At 72.8% G+C, this 21,840-nt stretch carries 19 protein-coding genes; 6 read left to right on the forward strand and 13 right to left on the reverse strand.

Annotation, left to right across the window (positions count from 1 at the left end; all coding sequences use genetic code 11):
• Positions 1-223: 223 nt before the first annotated feature.
• Positions 224-1,723 (reverse strand): Asp-tRNA(Asn)/Glu-tRNA(Gln) amidotransferase subunit GatB, encoded by a 1,500-nt coding sequence (gatB, locus tag BJY16_RS02835; protein WP_185037564.1) that lies wholly within the window; start codon positions 1,721-1,723, stop codon positions 224-226.
• A gap of 127 nt (positions 1,724-1,850) precedes the next feature.
• On the opposite strand from gatB, the gene BJY16_RS02840 reads away from it, so the two are divergent.
• The gene (locus BJY16_RS02840; RefSeq protein WP_185037565.1) at positions 1,851-3,296 is read left to right on the forward strand and encodes a M1 family metallopeptidase; all 1,446 of its coding nucleotides are present in this window, start codon (positions 1,851-1,853) and stop codon (positions 3,294-3,296) included.
• A gap of 46 nt (positions 3,297-3,342) precedes the next feature.
• Here the strand turns inward: BJY16_RS02840 and gatA are convergent, their stop codons facing one another.
• The 9 genes from gatA to BJY16_RS02885 all read right to left on the reverse strand — a co-directional run bounded on the left by gatA (position 3,343) and on the right by BJY16_RS02885 (position 15,026).
• Positions 3,343-4,806: an Asp-tRNA(Asn)/Glu-tRNA(Gln) amidotransferase subunit GatA gene (gatA, locus tag BJY16_RS02845; RefSeq protein WP_185037566.1), complete on the reverse strand. Its 1,464-nt coding sequence runs from the start codon at positions 4,804-4,806 to the stop codon at positions 3,343-3,345.
• A 2-nt stretch (positions 4,807-4,808) separates the two neighbouring features.
• Positions 4,809-5,108 (reverse strand): Asp-tRNA(Asn)/Glu-tRNA(Gln) amidotransferase subunit GatC, encoded by a 300-nt coding sequence (gene gatC / locus BJY16_RS02850; RefSeq protein ID WP_185037567.1) that lies wholly within the window; start codon positions 5,106-5,108, stop codon positions 4,809-4,811.
• A 48-nt stretch (positions 5,109-5,156) separates the two neighbouring features.
• Positions 5,157-7,181 (reverse strand): putative bifunctional diguanylate cyclase/phosphodiesterase, encoded by a 2,025-nt coding sequence (locus tag BJY16_RS02855; RefSeq protein WP_185037568.1) that lies wholly within the window; start codon positions 7,179-7,181, stop codon positions 5,157-5,159.
• A 217-nt stretch (positions 7,182-7,398) separates the two neighbouring features.
• On the reverse strand, positions 7,399-9,732 hold the full coding sequence (gene ligA / locus BJY16_RS02860; RefSeq protein WP_373873491.1) for an NAD-dependent DNA ligase LigA: 2,334 nt from the start codon (positions 9,730-9,732) through the stop codon (positions 7,399-7,401).
• A gap of 15 nt (positions 9,733-9,747) precedes the next feature.
• Positions 9,748-10,743 carry a methionine synthase gene (locus BJY16_RS02865; protein ID WP_185037570.1) on the reverse strand — a complete coding sequence of 332 codons (996 nt, stop codon included), beginning with the start codon at positions 10,741-10,743 and terminating at the stop codon, positions 9,748-9,750.
• Positions 10,736-11,824, reverse strand: a complete 1,089-nt coding sequence (gene mnmA, locus BJY16_RS02870) for a tRNA 2-thiouridine(34) synthase MnmA (protein ID WP_185037571.1) — start codon at positions 11,822-11,824, stop codon at positions 10,736-10,738. The genes BJY16_RS02865 and mnmA overlap by 8 nt, the downstream gene beginning before the upstream one ends.
• 9 nt (positions 11,825-11,833) lie before the next feature.
• Positions 11,834-13,009 (reverse strand): cysteine desulfurase family protein, encoded by a 1,176-nt coding sequence (locus BJY16_RS02875; protein ID WP_185037572.1) that lies wholly within the window; start codon positions 13,007-13,009, stop codon positions 11,834-11,836.
• 284 nt (positions 13,010-13,293) lie between these two features.
• Positions 13,294-14,226 carry an electron transfer flavoprotein subunit alpha/FixB family protein gene (locus tag BJY16_RS02880; protein WP_185037573.1) on the reverse strand — a complete coding sequence of 311 codons (933 nt, stop codon included), beginning with the start codon at positions 14,224-14,226 and terminating at the stop codon, positions 13,294-13,296.
• Positions 14,227-14,246: 20 nt separating this feature from the next.
• Positions 14,247-15,026: an electron transfer flavoprotein subunit beta/FixA family protein gene (locus BJY16_RS02885; protein WP_185037574.1), complete on the reverse strand. Its 780-nt coding sequence runs from the start codon at positions 15,024-15,026 to the stop codon at positions 14,247-14,249.
• A 365-nt stretch (positions 15,027-15,391) separates the two neighbouring features.
• On the opposite strand from BJY16_RS02885, the gene BJY16_RS02890 reads away from it, so the two are divergent.
• From BJY16_RS02890 to BJY16_RS02900, 3 genes are read left to right on the forward strand one after another with little or no spacing between them, the layout of a single operon-like run.
• Positions 15,392-15,778, forward strand: coding sequence for a YidH family protein (locus BJY16_RS02890; RefSeq protein ID WP_185037575.1), 387 nt, complete (start codon positions 15,392-15,394; stop codon positions 15,776-15,778).
• Entirely contained in the window at positions 15,775-16,080 is a 306-nt protein-coding gene (locus tag BJY16_RS02895; protein WP_185037576.1) for a DUF202 domain-containing protein, read from the forward strand. Before BJY16_RS02890 ends, BJY16_RS02895 begins: the two co-directional genes overlap by 4 nt.
• A gap of 38 nt (positions 16,081-16,118) precedes the next feature.
• Complete coding sequence (locus BJY16_RS02900) at positions 16,119-16,451, forward strand: PLDc N-terminal domain-containing protein (protein WP_185037577.1); 333 nt, start codon at positions 16,119-16,121, stop codon at positions 16,449-16,451.
• Positions 16,452-16,470: 19 nt separating this feature from the next.
• Here BJY16_RS02900 and BJY16_RS02905 read toward each other — a convergent pair whose 3' ends face one another.
• From BJY16_RS02905 to BJY16_RS02915, 3 genes are read right to left on the reverse strand one after another with little or no spacing between them, the layout of a single operon-like run.
• Complete coding sequence (locus BJY16_RS02905; RefSeq protein WP_185037578.1) at positions 16,471-18,084, reverse strand: acetolactate synthase; 1,614 nt, start codon at positions 18,082-18,084, stop codon at positions 16,471-16,473.
• A 9-nt stretch (positions 18,085-18,093) separates the two neighbouring features.
• Complete coding sequence (locus BJY16_RS02910; RefSeq protein WP_239177884.1) at positions 18,094-20,094, reverse strand: Hsp70 family protein; 2,001 nt, start codon at positions 20,092-20,094, stop codon at positions 18,094-18,096.
• A gap of 41 nt (positions 20,095-20,135) precedes the next feature.
• Positions 20,136-20,909: an enoyl-CoA hydratase/isomerase family protein gene (locus BJY16_RS02915; protein WP_185037579.1), complete on the reverse strand. Its 774-nt coding sequence runs from the start codon at positions 20,907-20,909 to the stop codon at positions 20,136-20,138.
• Positions 20,910-20,985: 76 nt separating this feature from the next.
• On the opposite strand from BJY16_RS02915, the gene BJY16_RS02920 reads away from it, so the two are divergent.
• Entirely contained in the window at positions 20,986-21,447 is a 462-nt protein-coding gene (locus tag BJY16_RS02920) for a DUF6232 family protein (RefSeq protein WP_185037580.1), read from the forward strand.
• A gap of 17 nt (positions 21,448-21,464) precedes the next feature.
• Positions 21,465-21,818 carry a DoxX family protein gene (locus tag BJY16_RS02925; RefSeq protein WP_185037581.1) on the forward strand — a complete coding sequence of 118 codons (354 nt, stop codon included), beginning with the start codon at positions 21,465-21,467 and terminating at the stop codon, positions 21,816-21,818.
• Positions 21,819-21,840 lie beyond the last annotated feature (22 nt).

Consider the following 21,840-nt stretch of genomic DNA (forward strand, 5'->3'; position numbering starts at 1 on the left):
AACTGGGCCCGGGACACCAGCAGGCGCCGGGACACCAGCAGGGGCCGGCGTCACAGGGTCGGGCTCGGCGCGGCCGGTGGACGGCGTGGCGTCAGTCATGTCAGTCCCCCGTGATCGAGCGAGCGCCGACGCACTCTAATCGATGATCACGAGTACCCGCGAACGGCACCGCCCGGCGCCGTGGAGCCACGGGACCGGGCGGTGATCGTACCGAAAATGGGGTCTAGGAAGCGCCGAGCCGGGACAGGATCAAGTCGCGGACGGTCTTGGCGTCGGCCTGGCCTCGCGTGGTCTTCATGACCGCGCCCACCAGCGCGCCCGCCGCCGCCACCTTGCCGTCACGGATCTTGGCGGCGATGTCCGGGTTGGCGGCGATCGCCTCGTCGACCGCGGTCTGCAGCGCGCCGGTGTCCGACACCACCTCGAGACCGCGGGCGGCCATCACCTCGGCGGGCGAGCCCTCGCCGGCCACCACGCCCTCCAGCACCTGGCGGGCCAGCTTGTCGTTGAGCTTGCCGTCGTCGACGAGTTTCTGCAGCTCGGCGACCTGGGCCGGGGTGGCGCCGACGGACGACAGCTCGATGCCCAGCTCGTTGGAGCGGCGGGCCAGCTCGCCCAGCCACCACTTGCGGGCGCCGGCCGGGGACGCGCCGGCCGCGATCGTCTCCTCGATCAACTCGATGGCGCCGGCGTTGACCGCGGACTGCATGTCGATCTCGGTCATCCCCCACTCCTCGCGGAGGCGGGCACGCTTCACGCTCGGCTTCTCCGGGAGCTCGGCCTTGAGCTGCTGGACCCACGCCGGGTCGGGCGCGATCGGGACCAGGTCGGGCTCCGGGAAGTAGCGGTAGTCGGTCGCGGTCTCCTTGGACCGGCCCGGCCGGGTGTCGCCGGTGGTCTCCTGGAAGTGCCGGGTCTCCTGGAAGATCCGGACACCCTCGTCGAGCAGGCCGGCCTGCCGGATGATCTCGGAACGGACCGCGCGCTCGACCGAGCGCAGCGAGTTCACGTTCTTGGTCTCGGTGCGGGTGCCCCACTCCTCGCCCGGCTTGTTCAGCGAGGTGTTGACGTCGCAGCGCATCGAGCCCTGCTCCATCCGCACGTCGGAGACGCCCAGCGCGCGGATGATGTCGCGCAGCTCGGCGACGTAGGCCTTGGCGATCTCGGGAGCGAGCGCGCCGAGGCCGGGGACCGGCTTGGTGACGATCTCGACCAGCGGGATGCCGGCCCGGTTGTAGTCGACCAGCGACTCGGTGGCGCCGTGGATGCGACCGGTGGCGCCGCCGACGTGCAGCGTCTTGCCGGTGTCCTCCTCGATGTGCACCCGCTCGATCTCGACCCGGTACTCCTTGCCGTCGACCGTGACGTCGACGTAGCCGTCCACGCAGAGCGGCTCGTCGTACTGCGAGGTCTGGAAGTTCTTCGGCATGTCCGGATAGAAGTAGTTCTTCCGGGCCATCCGGCACCACGGCGCGATGTCACAGTTCAGCGCGAGGCCGATCCGGATGGTCGCCTCGATGGCGGCCCGGTTCATCACCGGCAGCGCGCCGGGCAGCGCCAGGCAGACCGGGCAGACCTGAGTGTTCGGCTCGGCGCCGAACTCGGTCTTGCAGCCACAGAACATCTTGGTCTGGGTGCCCAGCTCGACGTGCGTCTCCAGGCCGATGACCGGCTCGTAACGGCTGATGGCGTCGTCGTAGGACGGCAGCGCGATGGTCGTCATGTGGTTCGGCTCCGGCTCACTGCGGCATCGGGTATTCGAAGACCTAGCCTAGTCGCCCGGTATGACGCTTCGTCGGCGGGTTTCCGCACGCCCCCACGGCGAATGATCCTCACGATAGCGTCGGGCCATGCATCGCTTTCCCGCCGTCGTGGCGCTGGCCGCGACGGTCCTGTGCGCAGCTTGCACGGATAACCCCGCGAAACCCACGCCGACAGTCGCACCGTCGTCGGCGCCGTCCGCCGCTCCCGCCGACGACTACTCCGCATGGCAGGCCGGCCGCTCCACCCCGGTCGCCGACAAGCTCTACCCGGAGCACGGCAATTCCAAGATCGACATTTTGGGGTACGACCTCGAACTCGACTGGCAGCCCCCGAAGAAGCTGCTCACCGGCACCGCCACGATCCGCCTGCGCCCGGTCGCCGCGGCCACCGAGATCAGCCTGGACTTCGCGAACCTGACCGTCGACAAGGTCACCGTGGACGGTGCGCCGGCCACCGGCACACTGGCCGGGCAGAAACTCACCGTGCCGGCCACCCTGATCGCCGACCAGCCGGTCACCCTGGTGGTCGACTACCACGGCACACCCAAGCAGGTCAGCTACCCGTCGCACCGCGGCGACGCCAAGGAGGGCGTCGGCCTGCGCCCGGCCAAGAACGGCGGCCTGTGGACCATGCAGGAGCCGTGGGGCGCGATGACCTGGTACCCGGCCAACGAGCTGGTCTCCGACAAGGCGCTCTACGACATCGCGGTGACCGTCCCGGCCGGCTGGGCCGCGGCGGCGAGCGGCACCCCCGGCCCGGTCGAGGGCAACACGTACCGCTACACCTCGGCGGTCCCGGTCGCCGCCTACCTGACCACGCTGGCCGTGGACAAGTACCAGAAGATCACCCAGACCGGCCCGCACGGGTTGCCGCTGACCTACTGGGTGCTGCCGAAGACCGACGCCAAGCTGGTGCCGTCGCTGAAGAAGTCGCCGGAGATCCTCACCTGGCTGGAGCAGAAGCTCGGCACGTACCCGTTCGAGACGGCCGGCGCGCTGATGAACGGCTCGATCTCGGCGATGGAGACCCAGCAGATGCTGAGCATGGGCCGGTCGCTGAAGTGGGATCCGGCCTTCTTCGAGGAGACCCTGGTCCACGAGTACGCCCACCAGTGGTTCGGCGACGCGGTCACCCCGAGCACCTGGACCGACCTGTGGCTCAACGAGGGCTTCGCGCAGTACATGCAGTTCCTCTGGGAGCAGAAGGTCCAGAAGTTCAGCGATGCCCAGTTGGAGGTCTTCCTCCGCCAGCGGGACGCCGAGCTGCGCAAGACGGTCGGCCCGCCCGGCAAGCCGAAAGCCGCCAACTTCGCCGAGAGCAACGTCTACCTGTGCGGCGCCGCGATGCTCAAGGAGCTGAACGACGCCCTGGGCGACGCGAAGTTCTTCGCCCTGATGCGGGCGTGGGTGGCCGAGCACCAGGGCACCAACCAGGACCGGGCGTCCTTCATCGCCTTCGTGAAGACGAACACCGGCAAGGATTTCAGCCAGCTGATCAACGCCTGGCTGGACTCCCCGAAGACCCCGAAGTAGCGGTTCGCGGAGGCCGGCGCCGAGCGGCACCGGCCTCCGCCACCGATCAGAGCGCCGGCGGGGTCAGCGTGCCGATGGCTGACTCCAGGGCGCCGGCGACCCGGTACATCCGGTCGTCGGCCATGGTCGGGGCCATGATCTGGAAGCCGACCGGGAGGCCCTCGGAGAGACCGCACGGGACCGAGATGGCCGGGCCGCCGTACAGGTTCGTCGGGATGGTGAACAGGTCGGCCAGGTACATCTGGTACGGGTCGCTGGTCCGCGAGCCGAACGGGAAGGCGACGAACGGCGTGGTCGGCGAGACCAGCACGTCCACCTTCGCGAAGGCGGCCTCGAAGTCGCGGGTGATCAGCGTACGGACCTTCTGCGCCTGCCCGTAGTACGCGTCGTAGTAGCCGCTGGACAGCGCGTACGTCCCGATGATGATCCGGCGCTTGACCTCGGGACCGAAACCGGCCTCGCGGGTCAGCGACATGACCTCCTCGAGCGAGTGCTTGCCGTCGTCGCCGGAGCGCAGGCCGTACCGCACGCCGTCGAAGCGGGCCAGGTTGGACGAGCACTCGCTGGGGGCGATCAGGTAGTAGGCCGGCAGCGCGTACTGGAAGTGCGGGCAGGACACCTCGACGATCTCGGCGCCCAGCTTGACCAGCGCCTCCAGCGACTCCTTGAAGGCCGCGACGACGCCCGGCTCGGAGCCGTCGCCGGCGAACTCCTTGACGATGCCGAGCTTCACGCCGGTCAGGTCGCCCTGCAGGCCGCGGCGGGCGGCGGCGACCACATCCGGCACCGGCTGGGCGATCGACGTGGAGTCGCGCGGGTCGTGGCCGGCGATCACCGCGTGCAGCAGGGCGGTGTCCTCGACCGTGCGCCCGCACGGGCCGGGGGTGTCCAGCGACGACGAGAAGGCGATCAGCCCGTACCGCGAGGTGCCGCCGTAGGTCGGTTTCGCGCCGACGGTGCCGGTGACGGCGCCCGGCTGACGGATCGAGCCGCCGGTGTCCGTACCGATGGCCAGCGGCGCCTCGTAGGCGGCGAGAGCCGCGGCCGACCCGCCACCCGAACCACCCGGGATCCGGCCCAGGTCCCACGGGTTGTTGGTCGGGCCGTACGCCGAGTACTCGGTGGACGAGCCCATCGCGAACTCGTCCATGTTGGTCTTGCCGAGGATCGGCATGCCGGCGGCCTTGAGGCGCTCGACGATGGTCGCGTCGTAGGGCGGTTTCCAGCCCTCCAGGATCTTCGACGCGGCGGTGGTCGGGACGCCCTTGGTGGTCACCACGTCCTTGACCGCGATCGGCACGCCGGCCAGCGGGCCGGTGACCTCGCCCTTGTCGACGCGGGCGGCGGCGGCCAGCGCGCCCTCGCGGTCGACGTGCAGGAACGCGTGGACGCGGGACTCGACGGCCTCGATGCGGTCCAGGTGAGCGGTCGCCACCTCGACGGCGGAGACCTCCTTCGCGTCGAGCAGCCCGCGCAGCTCGACCGCGGTCTTCCGGGTCAGGTCGCTCACGATCAGTCCTCCTCGTCCAGGATGCGCGGCACCCGGAACCGGCCCTCGTAAGCGTCCGGCGCCCCGGAGAGGGCGGCGTCCTGCGTGAGGCTCGGCTGGGGAACGTCGTCGCGGTACACGTTGGTCAGCGGGACCGAGTGCGAGGTCGGCGGAATGTCCTCCGCGGCCACCTCACCGACCCGGGCGACCGACTGCAGGATCACGTCGAGCTGCCCCGCGAATCGGTCGAGCTCCTCTTCGGTCACGGCGAGCCGCGACAGGCGCGCCAGGTGCGCTACCTCTTCGCGGGAGATGGCGGCCATCCTGCCCCCTCATTCTTTTCATCGACTCCGTGTGTGCAGTCACCGAGTCTATTTCGCCGGGGTCCACGGGCCGCGAAGAACCCCGGGCCGCACCGGCCGATAGCGGGAAAGCCACTCCGCCAGCTCGGCGGCGGGCATCGGCCGGGCGTGGAACCAGCCCTGCGCCGCGTGGCAGCCGGCCGCCGCGAGCAGCCGCCAGGTGAGCTCGTCCTCGACGCCCTCGGCCACCGCGCGCAGGCCGAGCGACTCGGCCAGGCCGATCACCGAGCGGACGATCGCGGCGTCGCCCCGGTCGTCGGCCATGCCCAGCACGAACGAGCGGTCGATCTTCACCTCGGCGAGCGGCAGGCGGCGCAGGTGCTGCAGCGACGAGTACCCGGTGCCGAAGTCGTCCAGCGAGATCGCCACCCCCATCCGGTCCAGCCGGGTGATCGTGTCCAGCACCCGGTGCGGGTCGGCCATCAGCGCGCTCTCGGTGATCTCCAGCTGGAGCAGGTCGGCCGGCACCTCGTGGTCGCGCAGCAACCGGCCGACCCGATCGGCGACATCGCCGGCGTGCAGATCGCGGGCCGACACATTGACCGCTGCCCGCAGGGGCCTTCCTTCGGTACGCCACCGCGCCAGCTGCGCCACCACCTCGTCGAGCACCCGGGCGGTCAGCAGGCGCATCACCGGCGTGGGCTCGGCCACCCGGATCAGCTCCTCCGGCCCGACCAGCCCGCGCCGCGGGTGCCGCCAGCGCAGCAGCGCCTCCACGCCGACCACCTCGCCGGTCGCGATGGCGATCTGCGGCTGGTAGTAGAGCACTATCCCGTCGCCGGGCGGGTCGCGGCGCAACGCGGCGCGCAGGTCGGCGAGCAGCGCCAGCCGGTCCGGCGAGGCGTGCGGGGCGTCCGGGCCGTGCACCGCGACCTGGTCGCCCCGCTGTTTCGCCTCGTACATCGCGGACTCCGCCTCGCGCAGCAGGGTGCCGCCGTCGCGGCGGCCGGACTGCAGCGCGATCCCGATCGACGCGGTCAGCTCGACCGGGGTGCCGTCCAGCGGGAACGGGCGGCTCAGCGCCTCGGACAGGTGCTCGGCGATCCGGCGGGCCGAGGCGGCTCCCTCGACCCGGGTGGCGAGCACCGCGAACTCGTCGCCGCCCAGCCGGACCAGCAGGTCGTGCCGGGGCACCGCGGCGGTCAGCCGGTCGGCGACCCGGGCCAGCAGCCGGTCGCCGGCGCCGTGGCCGAGCGCGTCGTTGACGGTGCGGAACCGGTCCAGGTCGAGCAGGAGCAGCGCGCGCTGCCGGTCCGCACCGCGTTCGGACATCGTGGACTGCAGGGCGCGCCGGTTCGGCAGGCCGGTGAGCGGATCGACCCGGGTGGCCCGCTCCGACTCGCCGGCCCAGCGGACCATCCGGTGCACGGCGTGCAGGGCGAGCAGGGCCAGCGGCAGCAGGGCCGGGCTGACCCGGGCCGCGACCAGCAGGACCGGGGCGAGCAGCAACAGCGCCGCGGTGGCCAGCAGGTCGGCGTGGGCGCGCCGCCGATGCCGGGTACGGCGCTCGGACGCCCACCACCCGACGACGGCCGCCACGGCGTACCGGCCGGCGATCCAGGCGGCCGCCGCGGCGCAGGTCAGCGCGGCGTCGCCGAGATCCGGGCGGACGTCGATCGGGCCGGCGGCCAGGCCGGCCACCAGCGCGGCCGCGCCCAGCCCGGCGGCGTGCTGGACGGCCAGGTGGATCGAGCGCGGCACCGGGTGGCGCAGCCGCACCCCGGCGACCGTGACGGCCACCAGCTGCACCGCCAGCGCCGGCAGCAAGCCCCAGGCCAGCGTGATGGCGAAGGTGAAGCAGATGGACGGCAGGACGACCCGGCTGGCCCGCCGCCCGGGCAGCGGATGCGGCCGGGCGTCGGCGACCACGGCCAGGGCGGCCATCATCCAGTACGCCGGGGGCAGCGCCCGGAACGTCCCCGGGGCAGCCGCCCAGAGCACCAGGTCGATCCCGACGGCCAGGCACGCGGTGACGATCAGCGCGCGCCGTCGCCGGGGCCCGGAGGCAGCCGTACGCGGGCGAACGGCATCCATGCGACCTCCACGACTGGCCTCGATCACCGATCGCCTACACCATAGATCCACATGGTGCGAATGCCGCGAAACGCTTACCCGTTATTAATTTCGCATAAGCAACCAACCCCCCAATTCACCCATTGGAGGGATCGGTCACCCACTCGCCGCCCCGGCCATACCCGCGGAGCGCAACGCCGCCGCGTCGAGTGGCAGGCCCCACGGCGAGCCGGACGCCTCAGCCCTCGGGCGCCACCTCCGCGACCGCGCGAGCCGCCTCCGGGCCCTCGGTGAGCAGGACGGCGAAGGCGGCCTCGTCGAGGACCGGGACCTTGAGGCCGATCGCCTTGTCGTATTTGCTGCCCGGGTTGTCGCCGACCACCACGAAGCCGGTCTTCTTCGACACCGAGCCGCTCACCTTGCCGCCGCGGGAGGTGACCGCCTCGGCCGCCTGGTCCCGGGTGAAGCCGGCCAGCGTCCCGGTGACCACCACGGTCAGCCCCTCCAGCGGGCGCGGTCCGCTCTCCGCCCGCTCGTCGGCCATCCGCACGCCGGCCTCCCGCCACTTGCGGATGATCTCCCGGTGCCACGGCACGGTGAACCACTCCCGCAGGCTGTCCGCGATGATCGGCCCGACCCCGTCCACCGCGGCCAGCGGATCGATCGCTTTCGCCCGGCGCTTGGCCTGCTCGACCGCCGCCTCCGAAGCGCCGTCACCCGGGTCCGACGCGACAGCCGCGCCCTCCGGGTCCGACGCGACAGCGGCGGCCTCCGAGGATGAGGCGGCGTCGGAGGAACCGGCTGCGGACGACGCGGCGAGCGCCGCGGCCTCGGCGCTCGCCGCGACCACCTCCGGCTCCGCGGCGGTGCGGGCGAGCACCTCCTCCAGGGCGGTCATCGACCCGTACTCCAGGGCGAGCGCCTCCGCCGCGGTCGGCCCGACGTGCCGGATCGAGAGGGCGATCAGCACCCGGGCGAACGGGCGGGATTTCGCCTCCTGCAGGCTCTGCAGCATCTTGCCCGCGTTGCTGCCCAGCTTGCCGTCCTGGTTGACGAAGAACGGGACGCGGAGCAGGTCCTCCTCGGTCAGGGAGAACAGGTCGCCCTCGTTCTTCAGCACGCCGGAGTCGAGCAGCGCCCACGCGGCTTTCTCCCCGAGCACCTCGATGTCCAGCACTTTCCGGCTGCCGAGGGTGGCCAGCCGCTCGCGCAGCTGGCCGGGGCAGGACTCGGCGTTGGGGCAGCGGATGTCGACGTCGCCCTCCTTGGCCGGGGCCAGCGGCGTGCCGCAGGCCGGGCACTCGGTCGGCATCACGAACGCCCGGGCGTCGTCCGGCCGCAGGTCGACCACCGGCCCGAGGACCTCCGGGATCACGTCGCCGGCCTTGCGCAGCACCACGGTGTCGCCGATCAGCACGCCCTTGCGGGCCACCTCCTGCGCGTTGTGCAGGGTGGCCTGGGCGACCGTGGACCCGGCCACCTGGACCGGCTCGAGCACCGCGAACGGCGTGACCCGCCCGGTGCGGCCGACGTTCACCGCGATGTCGAGGAGCTTGGTGGTGACCTCCTCGGGCGGGTACTTGAACGCGATCGCCCAGCGCGGCGCCCGGCTGGTGGAGCCGAGCCGGCCCTGGATCGCCACCGAGTCGACCTTGACCACCACGCCGTCGATCTCGTGCTCGACGGAATGGCGGTTCTTGCCGTAGAACTCGATGAACTCGCGGACCCCGGCCATGTCGTCGACCAGCTTCCACCGGGTGCTGGTGGGCAGGCCCCAGCCTTTCAGCGCCTCATAGGCGTGCGACTGGGACGCCGGGCTGAACCCCTCCCGCGCGCCGATCCCGTGCACCACCATCCGCAGCCCGCGGGACGCGGTGATCCGCGGATCCTTCTGCCGGAGGCTGCCGGCCGCGGCGTTGCGCGGGTTGGCGAACGGCGCCTTGCCCTGCTCCACCAGCGACGCGTTGAGGTCGGCGAACGCCTCACCCGGGAAGTAGATCTCGCCGCGCACCTCGAGCAGGTCGGGCACGTCGTCGCCGGCCAGCCGCTCCGGGATCTCCCGGATGGTGCGCACGTTGGGCGTCACGTCGTCGCCGGTGCGGCCGTCGCCGCGAGTGGCGGCGCGGACCAGCCTGCCTTTCTCATAGGTGAGGTTGATCGCCAGGCCGTCGACCTTGAGCTCGCAAAGGAACTGCACCGGACCGCCGGCGTCGCGGACGGTCCGCTCGGACCAGCTGGTCAGCTCGTCGAAATTGAACACGTTGTCCAGCGACATCATCCGCTCGAGGTGCTGCACCGAGGCGAAGTCGCTGGAGAAGGTGCCGCCGACGGTCTGGGTCGGCGAGTCGGGCGTGCGCAGCGCCGGGAACTCGGTCTCCAGCGCCTCCAGCTCACGCAGCAGGGTGTCGAACTGGCCGTCCGAGATGATCGGCGCGTCGAGAACGTAATAACGATACTGATGATCACGGATCTCGTCGGCGAGCTCGGCGTGCCGGGCGCTGGCCTCTGCGCTGGGTGAAGTCACCGGAACCTCCGTGTCGTACGAACCTACGAGCACGGTAGTCGCCCCCACCGACAAAACCGGGAATCACACCTCGGTGATCCGGCGCCCCGCCTCGTGACACGCCTTGAGCAGCGCCCGCACGTAACCCGGGGTGGCCCCGGCGAGCCCGCAGGCCGGGGTGATCACCACCTGCCCGGGCAGCCGCGCGGCCGGGAAGCCGAGGCGCTGCCAGAGCCGCTGCACCCGCTCGGCGATCTGCTTGGACTCCGGCCGCTGGCCGGCCACCGGCCGGGTCGGCGCGGCGCCGACGAACAGCCCCAGGCCGGCCTCGATCGCCTCGCCGACCGGGTCCAGATCCTTGATCAGCGAGAGGTCGAAGGCCGCCGCGGCCGCCTGCGCGTCGCGGATCACCTGCAGCGGCAGGTCCGGCGCGCAGCAGTGCACCAGCACCGGGGCGCCGGCCGCCTCCACCACGGTCCGCAGCCGGGTCGCCGCGTCCGGGCCGTCCACCGCCTTGTACGCACTGAGGCCGCTCTCCGTCGGCACGTGCCCGGCCAGCACCGCGGGTAGCGACGGCTCGTCCAGCTGGAGCAGCACGGTGGCGCCGGGCAGCCGCTTGCGCACCTCGGCGACGTGCCGGCGCAGCCCCTCGGCGAGCGAGTCGGTGAGATCCCGGACCGCGCCCGGGTCACGCAGCATCCGGCCGCCGATCGGCAGGTCGACCGAGGCCGCCAGGGTCCACGGCCCGGCCGCCTGGACCTTGACGGTGCCGGTGAAGCCGTCGCCCTGCTCGGTGAGCTGGTCCAGGTCACGTTCCAGCAGGTCGGCGGTCCGCCGCAGGTCCTTGCCGGGCCGCCCGGCGATCTGCCAGCGGCCGGCGTAGAGCTGGACCGGCAGCTCGACCAGGAACCCGGCGCCGCGGCCGATCAGGTCGGCTCCCGGCCCGCGCTCCGGCAGCTCCGGCAGGTGCGGCAGGTCGGGCAGCTCGCCCAGGACGATCCGCTGGGCCTCGGCGATGTCGGTGCCGGGCAGCGAGCCGATGCCGGTGGCCGCCCCGGCCGGCCAGGGGAAGTCAGGCATGTGCCGACGCCCGGGTGCCGGCGGTGATGGTGGCCGAGCCGAGCACGACGTCGCCGTCCGGGTCGGGCCGGTAGGCGACGATGGCCTGCCCCGGCGCGACGCCACGCGCCGGAGTTTCCAAGATCGCGGTCAGCGAGGAGCCGACGATCGACACCGTGGCCGGGACCACCTCGCCATGCGCCCGAAGCTGCACCTCACAACGGACATCTCCGGAAACCTCATGCCAGATCGGCCGAGACGCCGTCACGGTGTCCACCTCAAGATCCTCACGGGGCCCCACGGTCACCGTATTGGTCACGGGAGTGATCGACAGCACATAGCGCGGACGGCCGTCGGCGGCCGGGACACGCAGGTCGAGGCCCTTCCGCTGCCCGATGGTGAACCCGTACGCCCCGTTGTGGGTGCCGAGTTTCTCGCCGCTGCGCCCGTCGACGATGTCGCCGGGCGCGGATCCGAGCCGCCGCTCCAGGAATCCCCGGGTGTCGCCGTCGGCGATGAAGCAGATGTCGTGCGAGTCCGGCTTGTCGGCGACGGCCAGCCCGCGGGCGGCCGCCTCGGCCCGCACCCGCTCCTTGGTCCAGTCGCCGAGCGGGAACATCGCGCGGTCCAGCTGCTCGCGGGTCAGCACGGCCAGCACGTAGGACTGGTCCTTGGCCAGGTCGACGCTGCGGCGCAGCAGGCCGTCGGCGCCCAGCCGGGCGTGGTGCCCGGTGACCACCGCGTCGAACCCGAGGGCCACCGCCCGGTCCAGCACCGCAGCGAACTTGATCTTCTCGTTGCAGCGCAGGCACGGGTTGGGCGTCCGGCCGGCCGCGTACTCCTCGACGAAGTCGTCGACCACGCTCTCGTGGAACTCGTCGGCCATGTCCCACACGTAGAACGGGATGCCGATCACGTCGGCCGCCCGCCGCGCGTCCCGCGAGTCCTCCAGCGTGCAGCAGCCGCGCGCGCCGGTGCGGTAGGTCTGTGGGTTACGCGCCAGCGCCAGGTGCACACCGGTGACGTCGTGCCCGGCCTCCTTGGCCCGGGCAGCGGCGACCGCGGAATCGACACCGCCGGACATGGCCGCAAGAACTCGCATGCCGCAAGCCTATCTGGGACTCTTCCAGGCCCCGGCCCGGCGGGCGCGCTCGACCGCCCCGGGGAGCGCGCCGAGCAACGCGTCCAGGTCCGCCTCGGTGCTGTCGTGGCCGAGCGAGAAGCGCAGCGACGACCGGGCCCGGGCGTCGTCCGCGCCCATCGCGAGCAGCACGTGGCTGGGCTGCGCCACCCCGGCGGAGCAGGCCGAACCGGTCGAGCAGTAGATCCCCTGGGCGTCCAGGAGCAGCAGCAGCGCGTCGCCCTCGCAGCCGGGGAAGGAGAAGTGCGCGTTGCCGGGCAGCCGGTGGTCCGGATCACCGTTGTAGATCGCGTCCGGGATCGCCGCGAGCACCCGGCGGACCAGCTCGTCGCGCAGGGCGGCGACCCGGTCCGCGTAGTCCAGCCGGGCCCGCACGGTGGTCTCGACGGCGACCGCGAACGCCACCACGCCCGGGGTGTCCAGCGTGCCGGACCGGACGTCGCGCTCCTGCCCGCCGCCGTGCAGCAGCGGGGTGCAGGCCACGTCGCGGCCCAGCACCAGCGCGCCGACGCCGACCGGCCCGCCCAGCTTGTGCCCGGTCAGGGTGAGCGCCGCCACCCCGCTCGCGGCGAAGTCGACCGGCACCTGGCCGACCGCCTGGACCGCGTCGGTGTGGAACGGGATGCCCGCGCCCGCCGCGACGGCCGCCAGCTCGGGGACCGGCTGCACCGTGCCCACCTCGTTGTTCGCCCACTGCACGCTGACCACGGCGATCTCCTCGCCGTGCGCCTGGACCAGCTCGGCGAGGTCCGCCGGGTCGACCCGGCCGGCGCCGTCCACCGGCAGGTAGCTCACCTCGGCGTCCTCGTGCCGGCCGAGCCAGTCGACCGCGTCCAGCACCGCGTGGTGCTCGACGGCCGAGGCCACCACCCGGCGCCGCCCCTTGTCGGCGTCCCGCCGGGCCCAGTAGACCCCCTTGGTGGCCAGGTTGTCGGCCTCGGTGCCGCCGCCCGTGAAGATCACCTCCGAGGGCCGGGCGCCGATCACCGCGGCGATCCGCTCCCGCGACTCCTCCACCATCCGGCGGGCGCCCCGCCCGGCCGCGTGCAGGGACGAGGGATTGCCGATCTCCCGGGCCGCGGCCGCGTAGGCGTCCAGCGCGGCGGAGAGCATCGGCGTGGTCGCCGCGTGATCGAGGTAGGCCATTTTTCCCACTCTAGAAGGTGTTACTCGAAGCAAGCATCCGCGCTGGTCGGTGGGCCACCATCAACGTCACAATCCTCATATACATATACGCGCGTCCGCTTGAGTACGGATCGCACGCTCCCGCGCGGGCCGGGCACGGCGATCTGGCCGCTGGCGCGTCCAGAGCGATCGCCGCACCCTTCATTGTCCGCGGGTGGTCACCGAGAACCCGCGCGCGGCCCCGCGCGTACCGAAAGACGGAAACGGCCCGGCGGAGGACCGCCGGGCCGTGACCAGAAACTGCCTTACTTGCGCTTGCGGATCTCGTCGGCGGCCTGCGGGACGACCTTGAAGAGGTCGCCGACCACGCCGAAGTCGGCGAGCTCGAAGATCGGCGCCTCCGGGTCCTTGTTGACCGCGACGATCGTCTTCGAGGTCTGCATGCCGGCCCGGTGCTGGATCGCGCCGGAGATGCCCAGCGCCACGTAGAGCTGCGGGGACACCGTCTTGCCGGTCTGCCCGACCTGGAACTGGTGCGGGTAGTAGCCGGAGTCGACCGCCGCGCGGGACGCGCCGACCGCGCCGCCGAGCAGGTCGGCGAGCTCCTCGACCAGCTTGAAGTTGTCCGCGTTGCCGACGCCGCGGCCACCGGAGACGACGATGCCGGCCTCGGTGAGCTCGGGGCGCGAGCCCTTCTGCTCGGCGACCCGCTCGACGACGGTGGCCAGCTTGTCCTTGTCGGTCACCGACACGGTCAGCGCCTCGGTGGCCGGGGTGGCCGGCGCGGCGACCGGGGTGGTCGAGTTCGGGCGGATGGTGACGATCGGCAGGCCCTTGGTCACCTGGGACTTGACGATCGTGGAACCGGCGAAGACCACCTGGGTGGCGGTGCCGTCGGCGGCCAGCTCGACCGCGTCGGTGAGCAGCCCGTTCTCCAGCTTGACCGCCAGCCGGCCGGCGATCTCCTTGCCCTCCTGGGTGGAGCCGAGCAGCACGGCGGCCGGCTGCACGCTGCGGACCAGCTCGGCCACCGCGGTGGCCTTGGGCGCGGCGCCGTGGTTCAGCACGTCCTCGCCGGAGGCGGTGTAGATCTTCTCCGCGCCGTACTCGGCGAGCTTGGCGGTGTCGGCGTCGCCGAACACCACGGCGGACACCGAGCCCAGCCCGCGGGCGATGGTCAGCATCTCGAGCGTGACCTTCTTGACGCCGGCCTCGACGACGACCAGTACCTCAGCCATGTCTAATCAACCTCTCCGGCTCAGACGAACTTCTCGGTGGTGAGGTACGCGACGAGCTGCTCGCCGCCGTTGCCCTCGTCGGTGACCTTGGCGCCGCCGGTGCGGGCCGGGCGCTTGGCGAACTCCAGCACCTGGCTGGTGGCGCCGGCGAAGCCGACCTCGTCGGCGGAGACGCCGAGGTCGCCCAGGGACAGGCTCTCCAGCGGCTTCTTCTTGGCGGCCATGATGCCCTTGAAGGACGGGTACCGCGGCTCGTTGATGGTGTCCCAGACGCTGACGATCGCCGGGGTCGCGGCGGTGACCACCTCGTAGCCCTCGTCGGTCTGCCGCTCGATGGTCAGCTGCCCGCCGTCCACCGTGAGCTTGCGCGCGCCGGTCAGCGCGGCCACGCCGAGCCGCTCGGCCAGCATGTGCGGGATGACCTGGACGCGGCCGTCGGTGGACTCGGCGCCGCACAGGATCAGGTCGGCGTTCAGCCGGCCCAGGGCGGCGGCGAGCACCTTGGAGGTGGCCACCGCGCAGGAGCCGTGCAGGGCGTCGTCCTGCACATGGACGGCCTTGTCCGGGCCCATGGAGAGCGCCTTGCGGATCGACTCGGTCGCGCCGGACGGGCCGACCGTCAGCACGGTCACCTCGCCACCGTGCGCCTCCTTGATCTTCAGCGCCTCCTCGATGGCGTACTCGTCCATCTCGTTGATGACGTTGCTCGCCGAGCCGCGCTCGACCGTGTTGTCGCTCGCGCTCAGGGTGCGCTCGGCACCGGAGTCGGGCACCTGCTTCACCAGTACGACGATGTTCATCGCGCTACTACGACCCTCCTGTATGGAACGCACCGTTGCGGTCGACCTGGTCCGTCGGCCGGCCTCGCCTGGCCGCGGACATGTCGGCAAGGTTACCCGCCAGTAGCTTCCCTGTTGCCGGCCACTCAGAGTGACACACCTCACTAGCATGCCCAGGAGGAGGTGTCATGACATGTCCGGCACGGTTCACCTGCCCGGCCCCCATCCTCTCGCAAACCGTCGGGAAGCGGAGCCGCACTCCCATGGCCGATCCGCCCCTGACTATCCGTGGTGCCGCTGCGGCCGTTTACGGGAGGCCTGCGTGAGTGACGAAGTACGCAATCTCTGGCACCACCTTCTCGATCCGATCGGTCGATAATCGGCGGGTGTCGGGTGGCCTCAAACACTGGTTCGATCCGGAGAGCGCCCATACCGAGGGCACCACTCCGGACTACCGGTTCTCGCTGGCCAACGAACGGACCTTCCTGGCCTGGATCCGCACCGGGCTGGCGCTGATCGCCGGCGGGCTGGCCTGCGCCCAGTTCCTGCCGCCGCTGCCGATCGCCCGGTTGCGCGAGATCATCGCGATCGCGCTGCTGGTGCTCGGCGGCGGCGTCGCCCTGCGGGCGGTGGATCACTGGGCCCGGGCCGAGCGGGCCATGCGGCTCGGCGTCGACCTGCCCCGCTCCCGGTTCCCGGCGATCCTGGCGATCGCCGTGGCGCTCGGCGCGGTGGTGCTGGTCGGCACGGTCCTCTACCGGATGGTCACGTGACCGCCCGTGATCCCGGAGCCTCGCCGGAACGCACCCGGTTGGCCTGGCGGCGCACCGGCCTGTCCGCGGCCGCGGTGGCGCTGCTCGCCGCCCGCCCCGCGTTCCACCCCGGCGCCGGCCCGGCCGAGTGGCTGATCGCCGCCGCCGCGATGGGCGGCTGGGCCGCGCTGGCCGCCCTCGCCCTGCACCGCGCGCCCGGCCTGCGGGCCCGGCCGCCCCACCCGGCGCCCCGCTCGATCCGGGCCTACGCGCTGATCACCGCGGCGCTCGCGGTCATCGGCGGGCTGGTTGTCATGCTCTGATCGTCGCCAGAGGCCCGCGGGCGGGGCATCATTGCCCCATGGTCCGGTTGTTCATCTTCGTGGCCGCGGTCGCGCTGGTCCTGCTGATCCTTGCGCTCATCGCCTGCCTGTCGGCGGAGCGTGTGCGGGTCATGCCGCGACTGCTCTGGGTCCTGGTCGTGCTGTTCCTCCCGCTGGCCGGGCCGATCGCCTACTTCCTGTGGGGCCGCCCGGTGAGCCGGCCGGCCCGCCGCAGGGCCGCTCGCCCGTCCGCGCCGGACGACGATCCGGACTTCCTGCGCTCGATGGACACCGAGCAGTCCCGCCGGGACCGGGAGATGCTCGCCCGGTGGGAGCGCGAGCTGCGGGAGAACGACGAGCAGCAGCCGTGACTTTGTGCAGATGGCGTAATCAGGCCAGGACGGAGCTGCGCGGGTAGGCGTCGGCCGGATCGGTCAGCACGTTGACCAGATAGGGCACCCCGGCGTCGAAGGCCCGCCGCAGCGCCGCCCCGACCTCGGACGCCTTCGCCACCGTCTCCCCCGCCCCGCCCAGCGCCCGGACCACCTCGTCGTACCGGATCCCCGGCTGCAGGTCGGCCGCCACGTCGAAGCCGTACATCGCCCGCATCGGGTGTTTCTCCAGGCCCCACATGCCGTTGTTGCCGACCACCAGCACCACCGGCAGCCCCTGGCGGACCAGCGACTCCACGTCCATCAGCGAGAACCCGGCCGCGCCGTCGCCGAGCAGCACGCAGATCTGCCGGCCCGGATGGGTCACCCGGGCGCCCATCGCATAGCCCAGGCCGGTCCCCAGACACCCGTACGGCCCCGGGTCGAGCCAGGTGCCCGGCTGAGCCGGCTCCAGGAACCGCCCGGCGTAGGAGACGAAGTCCCCACCGTCACCGATGGTCACGGCGTCCGGCGCGAGGATCCGGCGCAACTCGCCGTAGACCCGGGCCGGCTTGATCGGATCGCTCTCGGCGGCCATCAGCTCGGCGTCGCGGACCCGGGCGGCGTCCTCGGCGACCCGCAGCCCGGCGATCCACTCCGCGTGGTCCGCGCCGGACGCGGCCAGCCCGGCGAGCGTGGCCCGCAGGTCGCCGGCCGGGGAGACCGCCGGGGTGACGTGGGTGGCCCGCTGCCCGGCCGCGTCGACCACGTGCACCACCCGGGCCGCGCCGAAGTCGCCGAAGCCCAGCCGGAAGTCCAGCGGGGTGCCCACGACGGCGACCACGTCGGCCTGGGCGAGCGCGACCCGGCGGGCCCGGGAGAAGGCCAGCGGATGCCCGGGCGGCAGCGCGCCGCGGCCCATCCCGTTGGTGAAGACCGGCACCTGCAACGCCTCCGCGGCGGCCCGCAGCTCGGCGATCGCGTCGCCGGCCCAGACGTCCGAACCGGCCACGATCACCGGGCGGGCCGCGTCGCGCAGCAGGACGGCGGCCCGGCGCACCTCGTCCGGGTCGGGCTCGACGACCGGGATCGCCGGGACGCCGGGGACGGCCGCCGCCGAGGTGGAGAAGATCACGTCGAGCGGGAGGTCGAGGAAGGCCGGGCCGCGGTGCGGGGTGAGCGCGGCGGTCAGCGCCGCGCCGATCTGCCCGGGGATCTCGGCGGTGTCGGTGACCGTGGCGGCGTACCTGGTCACCGGGGCGACCAGCGGGACGTGGTCGAGCTCCTGCAGGCTGCCCGCGCCCCAGCGGAAGGCCGGCGCCCGGCCGCCGAGCACCAGCACCGGGGAGCCGTTGAAGTGCGCGCTGGTCAGGCCGGAGATGCCGTTGGTCACCCCGGGCCCGGCGGTGAGCACGGCCAGGCCGGGCCGGCGCTGCAGCTTGGCCACCGCCTCGGCGGCGAACACCGCGGACTGCTCGTGCCGGACGTCGTACAGCCCGAAGCCGGACTCGTGGGCGGCCGCGTAGAGCGGGAAGACGTGCCCGCCGGAGAGGGTGAACATCTCGGTCACCCCGAACGCCCGGAGCGCGGCCAGCGCCAGCTCCCCGCCGTGCCCCTCGATCGGCATGCTCACCTTCCGCGTCTACAGGTGCACCAGGCTCGCGATCTGCTTGAACACGTCGACGGCGTCCTCCTGCCAGGTGCCGGGGTTGCCGTAGCCGTACGCCACGATCAGCGCGGCCACCGGCACGCAGATCATCGTGAGCAGGCTCAGCAGCACCTGGAAGAAGCGCAGCAGCCGGCTCCGGCGCCGTTTCGGCTTCGCCTTCTTCTGCTGCTTGACCTGCGGCGGCGCGGATTTCGGCGGCTTCCGCGCCGGTTGCTGCGGCACGCTCGGCGGGCGCGGCGCGGCGACCACGGCCCGCCCGGAGACCGGGCGCGCCGACCCGGTGACCGGGGAGACCGGGCGGGCATGCGCCACCACCGGGTTCGCCGGCCGGTTCGAGGTGGTCTTCGGTCCGGGTTTCTCTCCGCGTACGGCCGGGGTGCGCACCTCGTGGTGGGGTGGGCTGGTCGGCATCGTCGCGTCCGGATCGTGCCGCCAGTGCGGCGGCTCGGCGTCCGGCCACGGGTCGACCGGCGGCCGCATGTGCGGCGGGACCACCAGCTCCGGGCGGATCTCGGTCTCCCGGTCGTCCACGCTGGGCTGCGGGCCGGACCGGGCCGCCGGCTGGTCGGGCTCGGCGGTGGTCCGCTCCGGCGCCGGACCGGCGGCGGCCGGCAGCGGACCGGCGGCGGCGCCCGGCACCCGGGCCGGCAGGGCCGACCCGGCCGCCTCCGGGATCGACTGCGCCGCGACCGGCTGGGTCATCACCGGCAGCTCCGGCTCGGCCGTCACCTCCGGTTGCGCCGGCTGCTCCGGTCTCTCCCGCGCGGACGGCGTCGTCGGCTCGCCGAACTCCGGCACCGACGGCGACCCGAACTCCGGCGATGACGGCGACCCGAACTCCGGCAACGACTGCGACGGCAGCCGCAGCTCGGCGGTCGGCCCGGGCGCGGCCGGCTCGGACGCCAGCAGCGCCGCCCCGGCCAGGATGCTGCCCTCGGCCACCACCAGCTCGGGCTGCTCGATCACCACCGGCGGCTCGCCCAGCTCCCGGTGCAGCAGCGTGGCCATCAGCGGGATCCGGCTCGCCCCGCCGACCAGGAAGACCCCGGCCAGCCGCCCCTCCGGCAGGTCGGCGAAGGTCAGCAGGTTCCGGGTGATCCGGACGGTCTGCTCCAGCACCGGGCGGGCGACCTGCTCCAGCTCGTCGCGGGTCAGGTGCACCTCGGTGTCCAGCAGCGGCACCACGAAGTCGGCGGCCTGGGCCCGGGACAGCCGCTCCTTGGCGATCCGCACGTCGTCCCAGAGCTGCCGGCGGGCCCGGCGCTCCTCGACCGTGGACGGCTCCAGCAGCCGCTGCCACGCGTCCGTCCGCAGGTGCTCGACCAGGGCCGCGTCCACGTCCAGGCCACCCAGGTCGTCCCGCCCGTCGACGGCGAGCACCTCGAAGCCGGTGGCGGTGCGGGAGACCAGGCTGGCGTCGAAGGTGCCGGCGCCGAAGTCGTGCACCATCAGCACCGAGCCGATCGGCACGTCGCGGCCGAGCACCTCGGCGAAGTAGGTGGCCGCCGCGACCGGCTCGGCGACCAGCCGGGCGCCGGACAGCCCGGCCCGGGCGGCCGCCTCGGCGAGCAGCGTGCGCCGGGTCGCGCCCCAGGTCGCCGGGCAGGTCAGCGTGGTCTCCGGCCGGTACGGCCCGACCGCCCGGTGCCACTCCTCGACCACCCGGGCGAGCACCCCGGTGATCAGGTCGACGACGTCGAACTCCTGCTCGCCGAGCAGGACCAGGCCGTCGTCGACCCGGCGTTTCGGGTTCGGCTCGAAGCGGGCCGGCTCCAGCCGGGCGCTGTGCACCGCGTCCCGGCCGACCAGCAGGTTGCCCTCCGCGTCGGCGTAGACCGCGGACGGCAGCAGCGGCGAGCCGTCGACCAGGATCGGCCGGGCACGTCCGTCCGGCCACCGCGCGACGGCGACGGTGTTGGAGGTGCCGAAGTCGATGCCGAGGGCATACTTCGGACCACCCTGGTCGATGGACATGTCGGCAGTCTAGGCGGTCCCTGTGCGAGGTAGGGCCGCCGTCACTGTCCGGTGAACTCGGGCTTCCGCTTCTCGACGAAAGCGGTGGTGCCCTCCACCCGATCGTCGGTGGCGAACAGACCGGCGAACAGGTGCGACTCCAGCGCCAGGCCGGACGCCAGGTCCATGCTGAGCCCCGCGTCGATGGCTTGCTTGGCGGCACGCAACGCCAGCGCCGGGCCGGTCACGAACGGGCGGACCAGCTCGACGGCGGTCTCGTAGACCCGGTCGGCCGGGACCACCCGGTCGGCGAGCCCGATCCGCTCCGCCTCGGCGGCGTCCACCATCCGGCCGGAGAAGATCAGCTCCTTGGCCCGGGCCGGGCCGATCAGCCGGGCCAGCCGCTGGGTGCCGCCGGCGCCCGGGATCAGGCCCAGCTTGATCTCCGGCTGGCCGAGCTTGGCGTCCTCGGCGACCACCCGCCAGTCGCAGGCCAGGGCCAGCTCGCAGCCGCCGCCCAGGGCGAACCTGGTGATCGCCGCCACCACCGGCTTGGGGATCCGGGCCACCGCGTCGATCGCCCCGGTGAGCGCCGAGGCGCGGGCCACCATGTCCGGGTAGCTGATCGTGGCGAAGTCGCGGATGTCGGCGCCGGCCGCGAACACCGCCGGGCCGCCCCAGACGATCACGGCGCGGATCGCCGGGTCGCCGGCCGCGGCCGTGGCGGCCTCCCGCAGCTCGTCCTGGACCTGGACGTTCAGCGCGTTCATCGGGGGTCGTTCGAGCCGGATCGTGCCGATCCCGTCCGCGATCTCCAGCCGTACGAACTCGCCCACGCCGACCTCCGTTGGTTGCCGTTTCGGGGCCAGCCTACGACGGGTACCACTAGATTGGTTCCCCTGGGGAGGCAAGATGACCACGTACTACCGGGATCCGGACGTACTGATCACTTCGTCCGGGATCCATATGAACGGCCGCGATTTCCGGCTGCCCGAGCTGCTCCAGGTGTGGCACACCAAGGGCGCCCGGTCCTGGTCGGTGATCGCCAAGCGGGGCGCGCTCGGCCTGGCCATCCTGATGCCGCTCGTGGTCGGGGCGCTCGCCGTCGGGCTGGCGCTGCTCCTCGACCTCAGCACGGCGAACACCATCGCGCTGGTGATCGGCGGGCTGCTGATCGGGCTGGCCGTGGTGCCGGCCGCCGACCTGGTGCTGGAGCGGGTCGACCGGTCCTACGACCTCGGCAGCCGGACCATCGAGATCTGGGGCCGGGTGCGCGGCGGCGAGGTGCTGCTGCTGCGGACCACGAACGCGCAACGGTTCGGCCGGATCTACCGCGCCCTGCAGCGGGCCATGGAGCCGGCGATCCGGCGTTGACTGGTTAGAGTGCCCGGATGAAAAAGGATGCCGCGGCGCTGGCCGGGTTGCTCACCACGACGGGCGTGCTGCACTTCGTGGCGCCGAAGCCGTTCGACGCGATCGTGCCGGGCGGGTTGCCCGGGCCGGCGCGGCGTTGGACGTACCTCAGCGGGGTCGCCGAATTGGCCGTGGCCGCGGCCGTCGCGCATCCCCGCACCCGGAAGGCCGGCGGCTTGGCCGCCGCCGCGCTGTTCGCGGCGGTCTTCCCGGCCAACGTGAAGATGGCCTGGGACTGGCGGCACGCCCCGCCCGCCAAGCGCGCCGTCGCCTTCGGCCGCCTGCCGCTGCAGGCTCCCCTGATCGCCTGGGCGCTCCGCGTTTCTCGCTGATTCGTCGTAAAAGCCGGACGAA

The organism is Actinoplanes octamycinicus (genome assembly GCF_014205225.1).
Classification (GTDB): Bacteria; Actinomycetota; Actinomycetes; order Mycobacteriales; family Micromonosporaceae; genus Actinoplanes; species Actinoplanes octamycinicus.

Coding starts and splice junctions, on each gene's coding strand:
- BJY16_RS02880 (WP_185037573.1), bottom strand. CDS start 14,226: ATGGCTGAGGTACTGGTCGTCGTCGAGGCCGGCGTCAAGAAGGTCACG.
- gatC (WP_185037567.1), bottom strand. CDS start 5,108: ATGGCCGCCATCTCCCGCGAAGAGGTAGCGCACCTGGCGCGCCTGTCG.
- BJY16_RS02885 (WP_185037574.1), bottom strand. CDS start 15,026: ATGAACATCGTCGTACTGGTGAAGCAGGTGCCCGACTCCGGTGCCGAG.
- BJY16_RS02900 (WP_185037577.1), top strand. CDS start 16,119: ATGGTCCGGTTGTTCATCTTCGTGGCCGCGGTCGCGCTGGTCCTGCTG.
- gatB (WP_185037564.1), bottom strand. CDS start 1,723: ATGACGACCATCGCGCTGCCGTCCTACGACGACGCCATCAGCCGTTAC.
- BJY16_RS02865 (WP_185037570.1), bottom strand. CDS start 10,743: ATGCCTGACTTCCCCTGGCCGGCCGGGGCGGCCACCGGCATCGGCTCG.
- BJY16_RS02840 (WP_185037565.1), top strand. CDS start 1,851: ATGCATCGCTTTCCCGCCGTCGTGGCGCTGGCCGCGACGGTCCTGTGC.
- BJY16_RS02920 (WP_185037580.1), top strand. CDS start 20,986: ATGACCACGTACTACCGGGATCCGGACGTACTGATCACTTCGTCCGGG.
- BJY16_RS02875 (WP_185037572.1), bottom strand. CDS start 13,009: ATGGCCTACCTCGATCACGCGGCGACCACGCCGATGCTCTCCGCCGCG.
- BJY16_RS02855 (WP_185037568.1), bottom strand. CDS start 7,181: ATGGATGCCGTTCGCCCGCGTACGGCTGCCTCCGGGCCCCGGCGACGG.
- BJY16_RS02910 (WP_239177884.1), bottom strand. CDS start 20,094: ATGTCCATCGACCAGGGTGGTCCGAAGTATGCCCTCGGCATCGACTTC.
- BJY16_RS02925 (WP_185037581.1), top strand. CDS start 21,465: ATGAAAAAGGATGCCGCGGCGCTGGCCGGGTTGCTCACCACGACGGGC.
- mnmA (WP_185037571.1), bottom strand. CDS start 11,824: ATGCGAGTTCTTGCGGCCATGTCCGGCGGTGTCGATTCCGCGGTCGCC.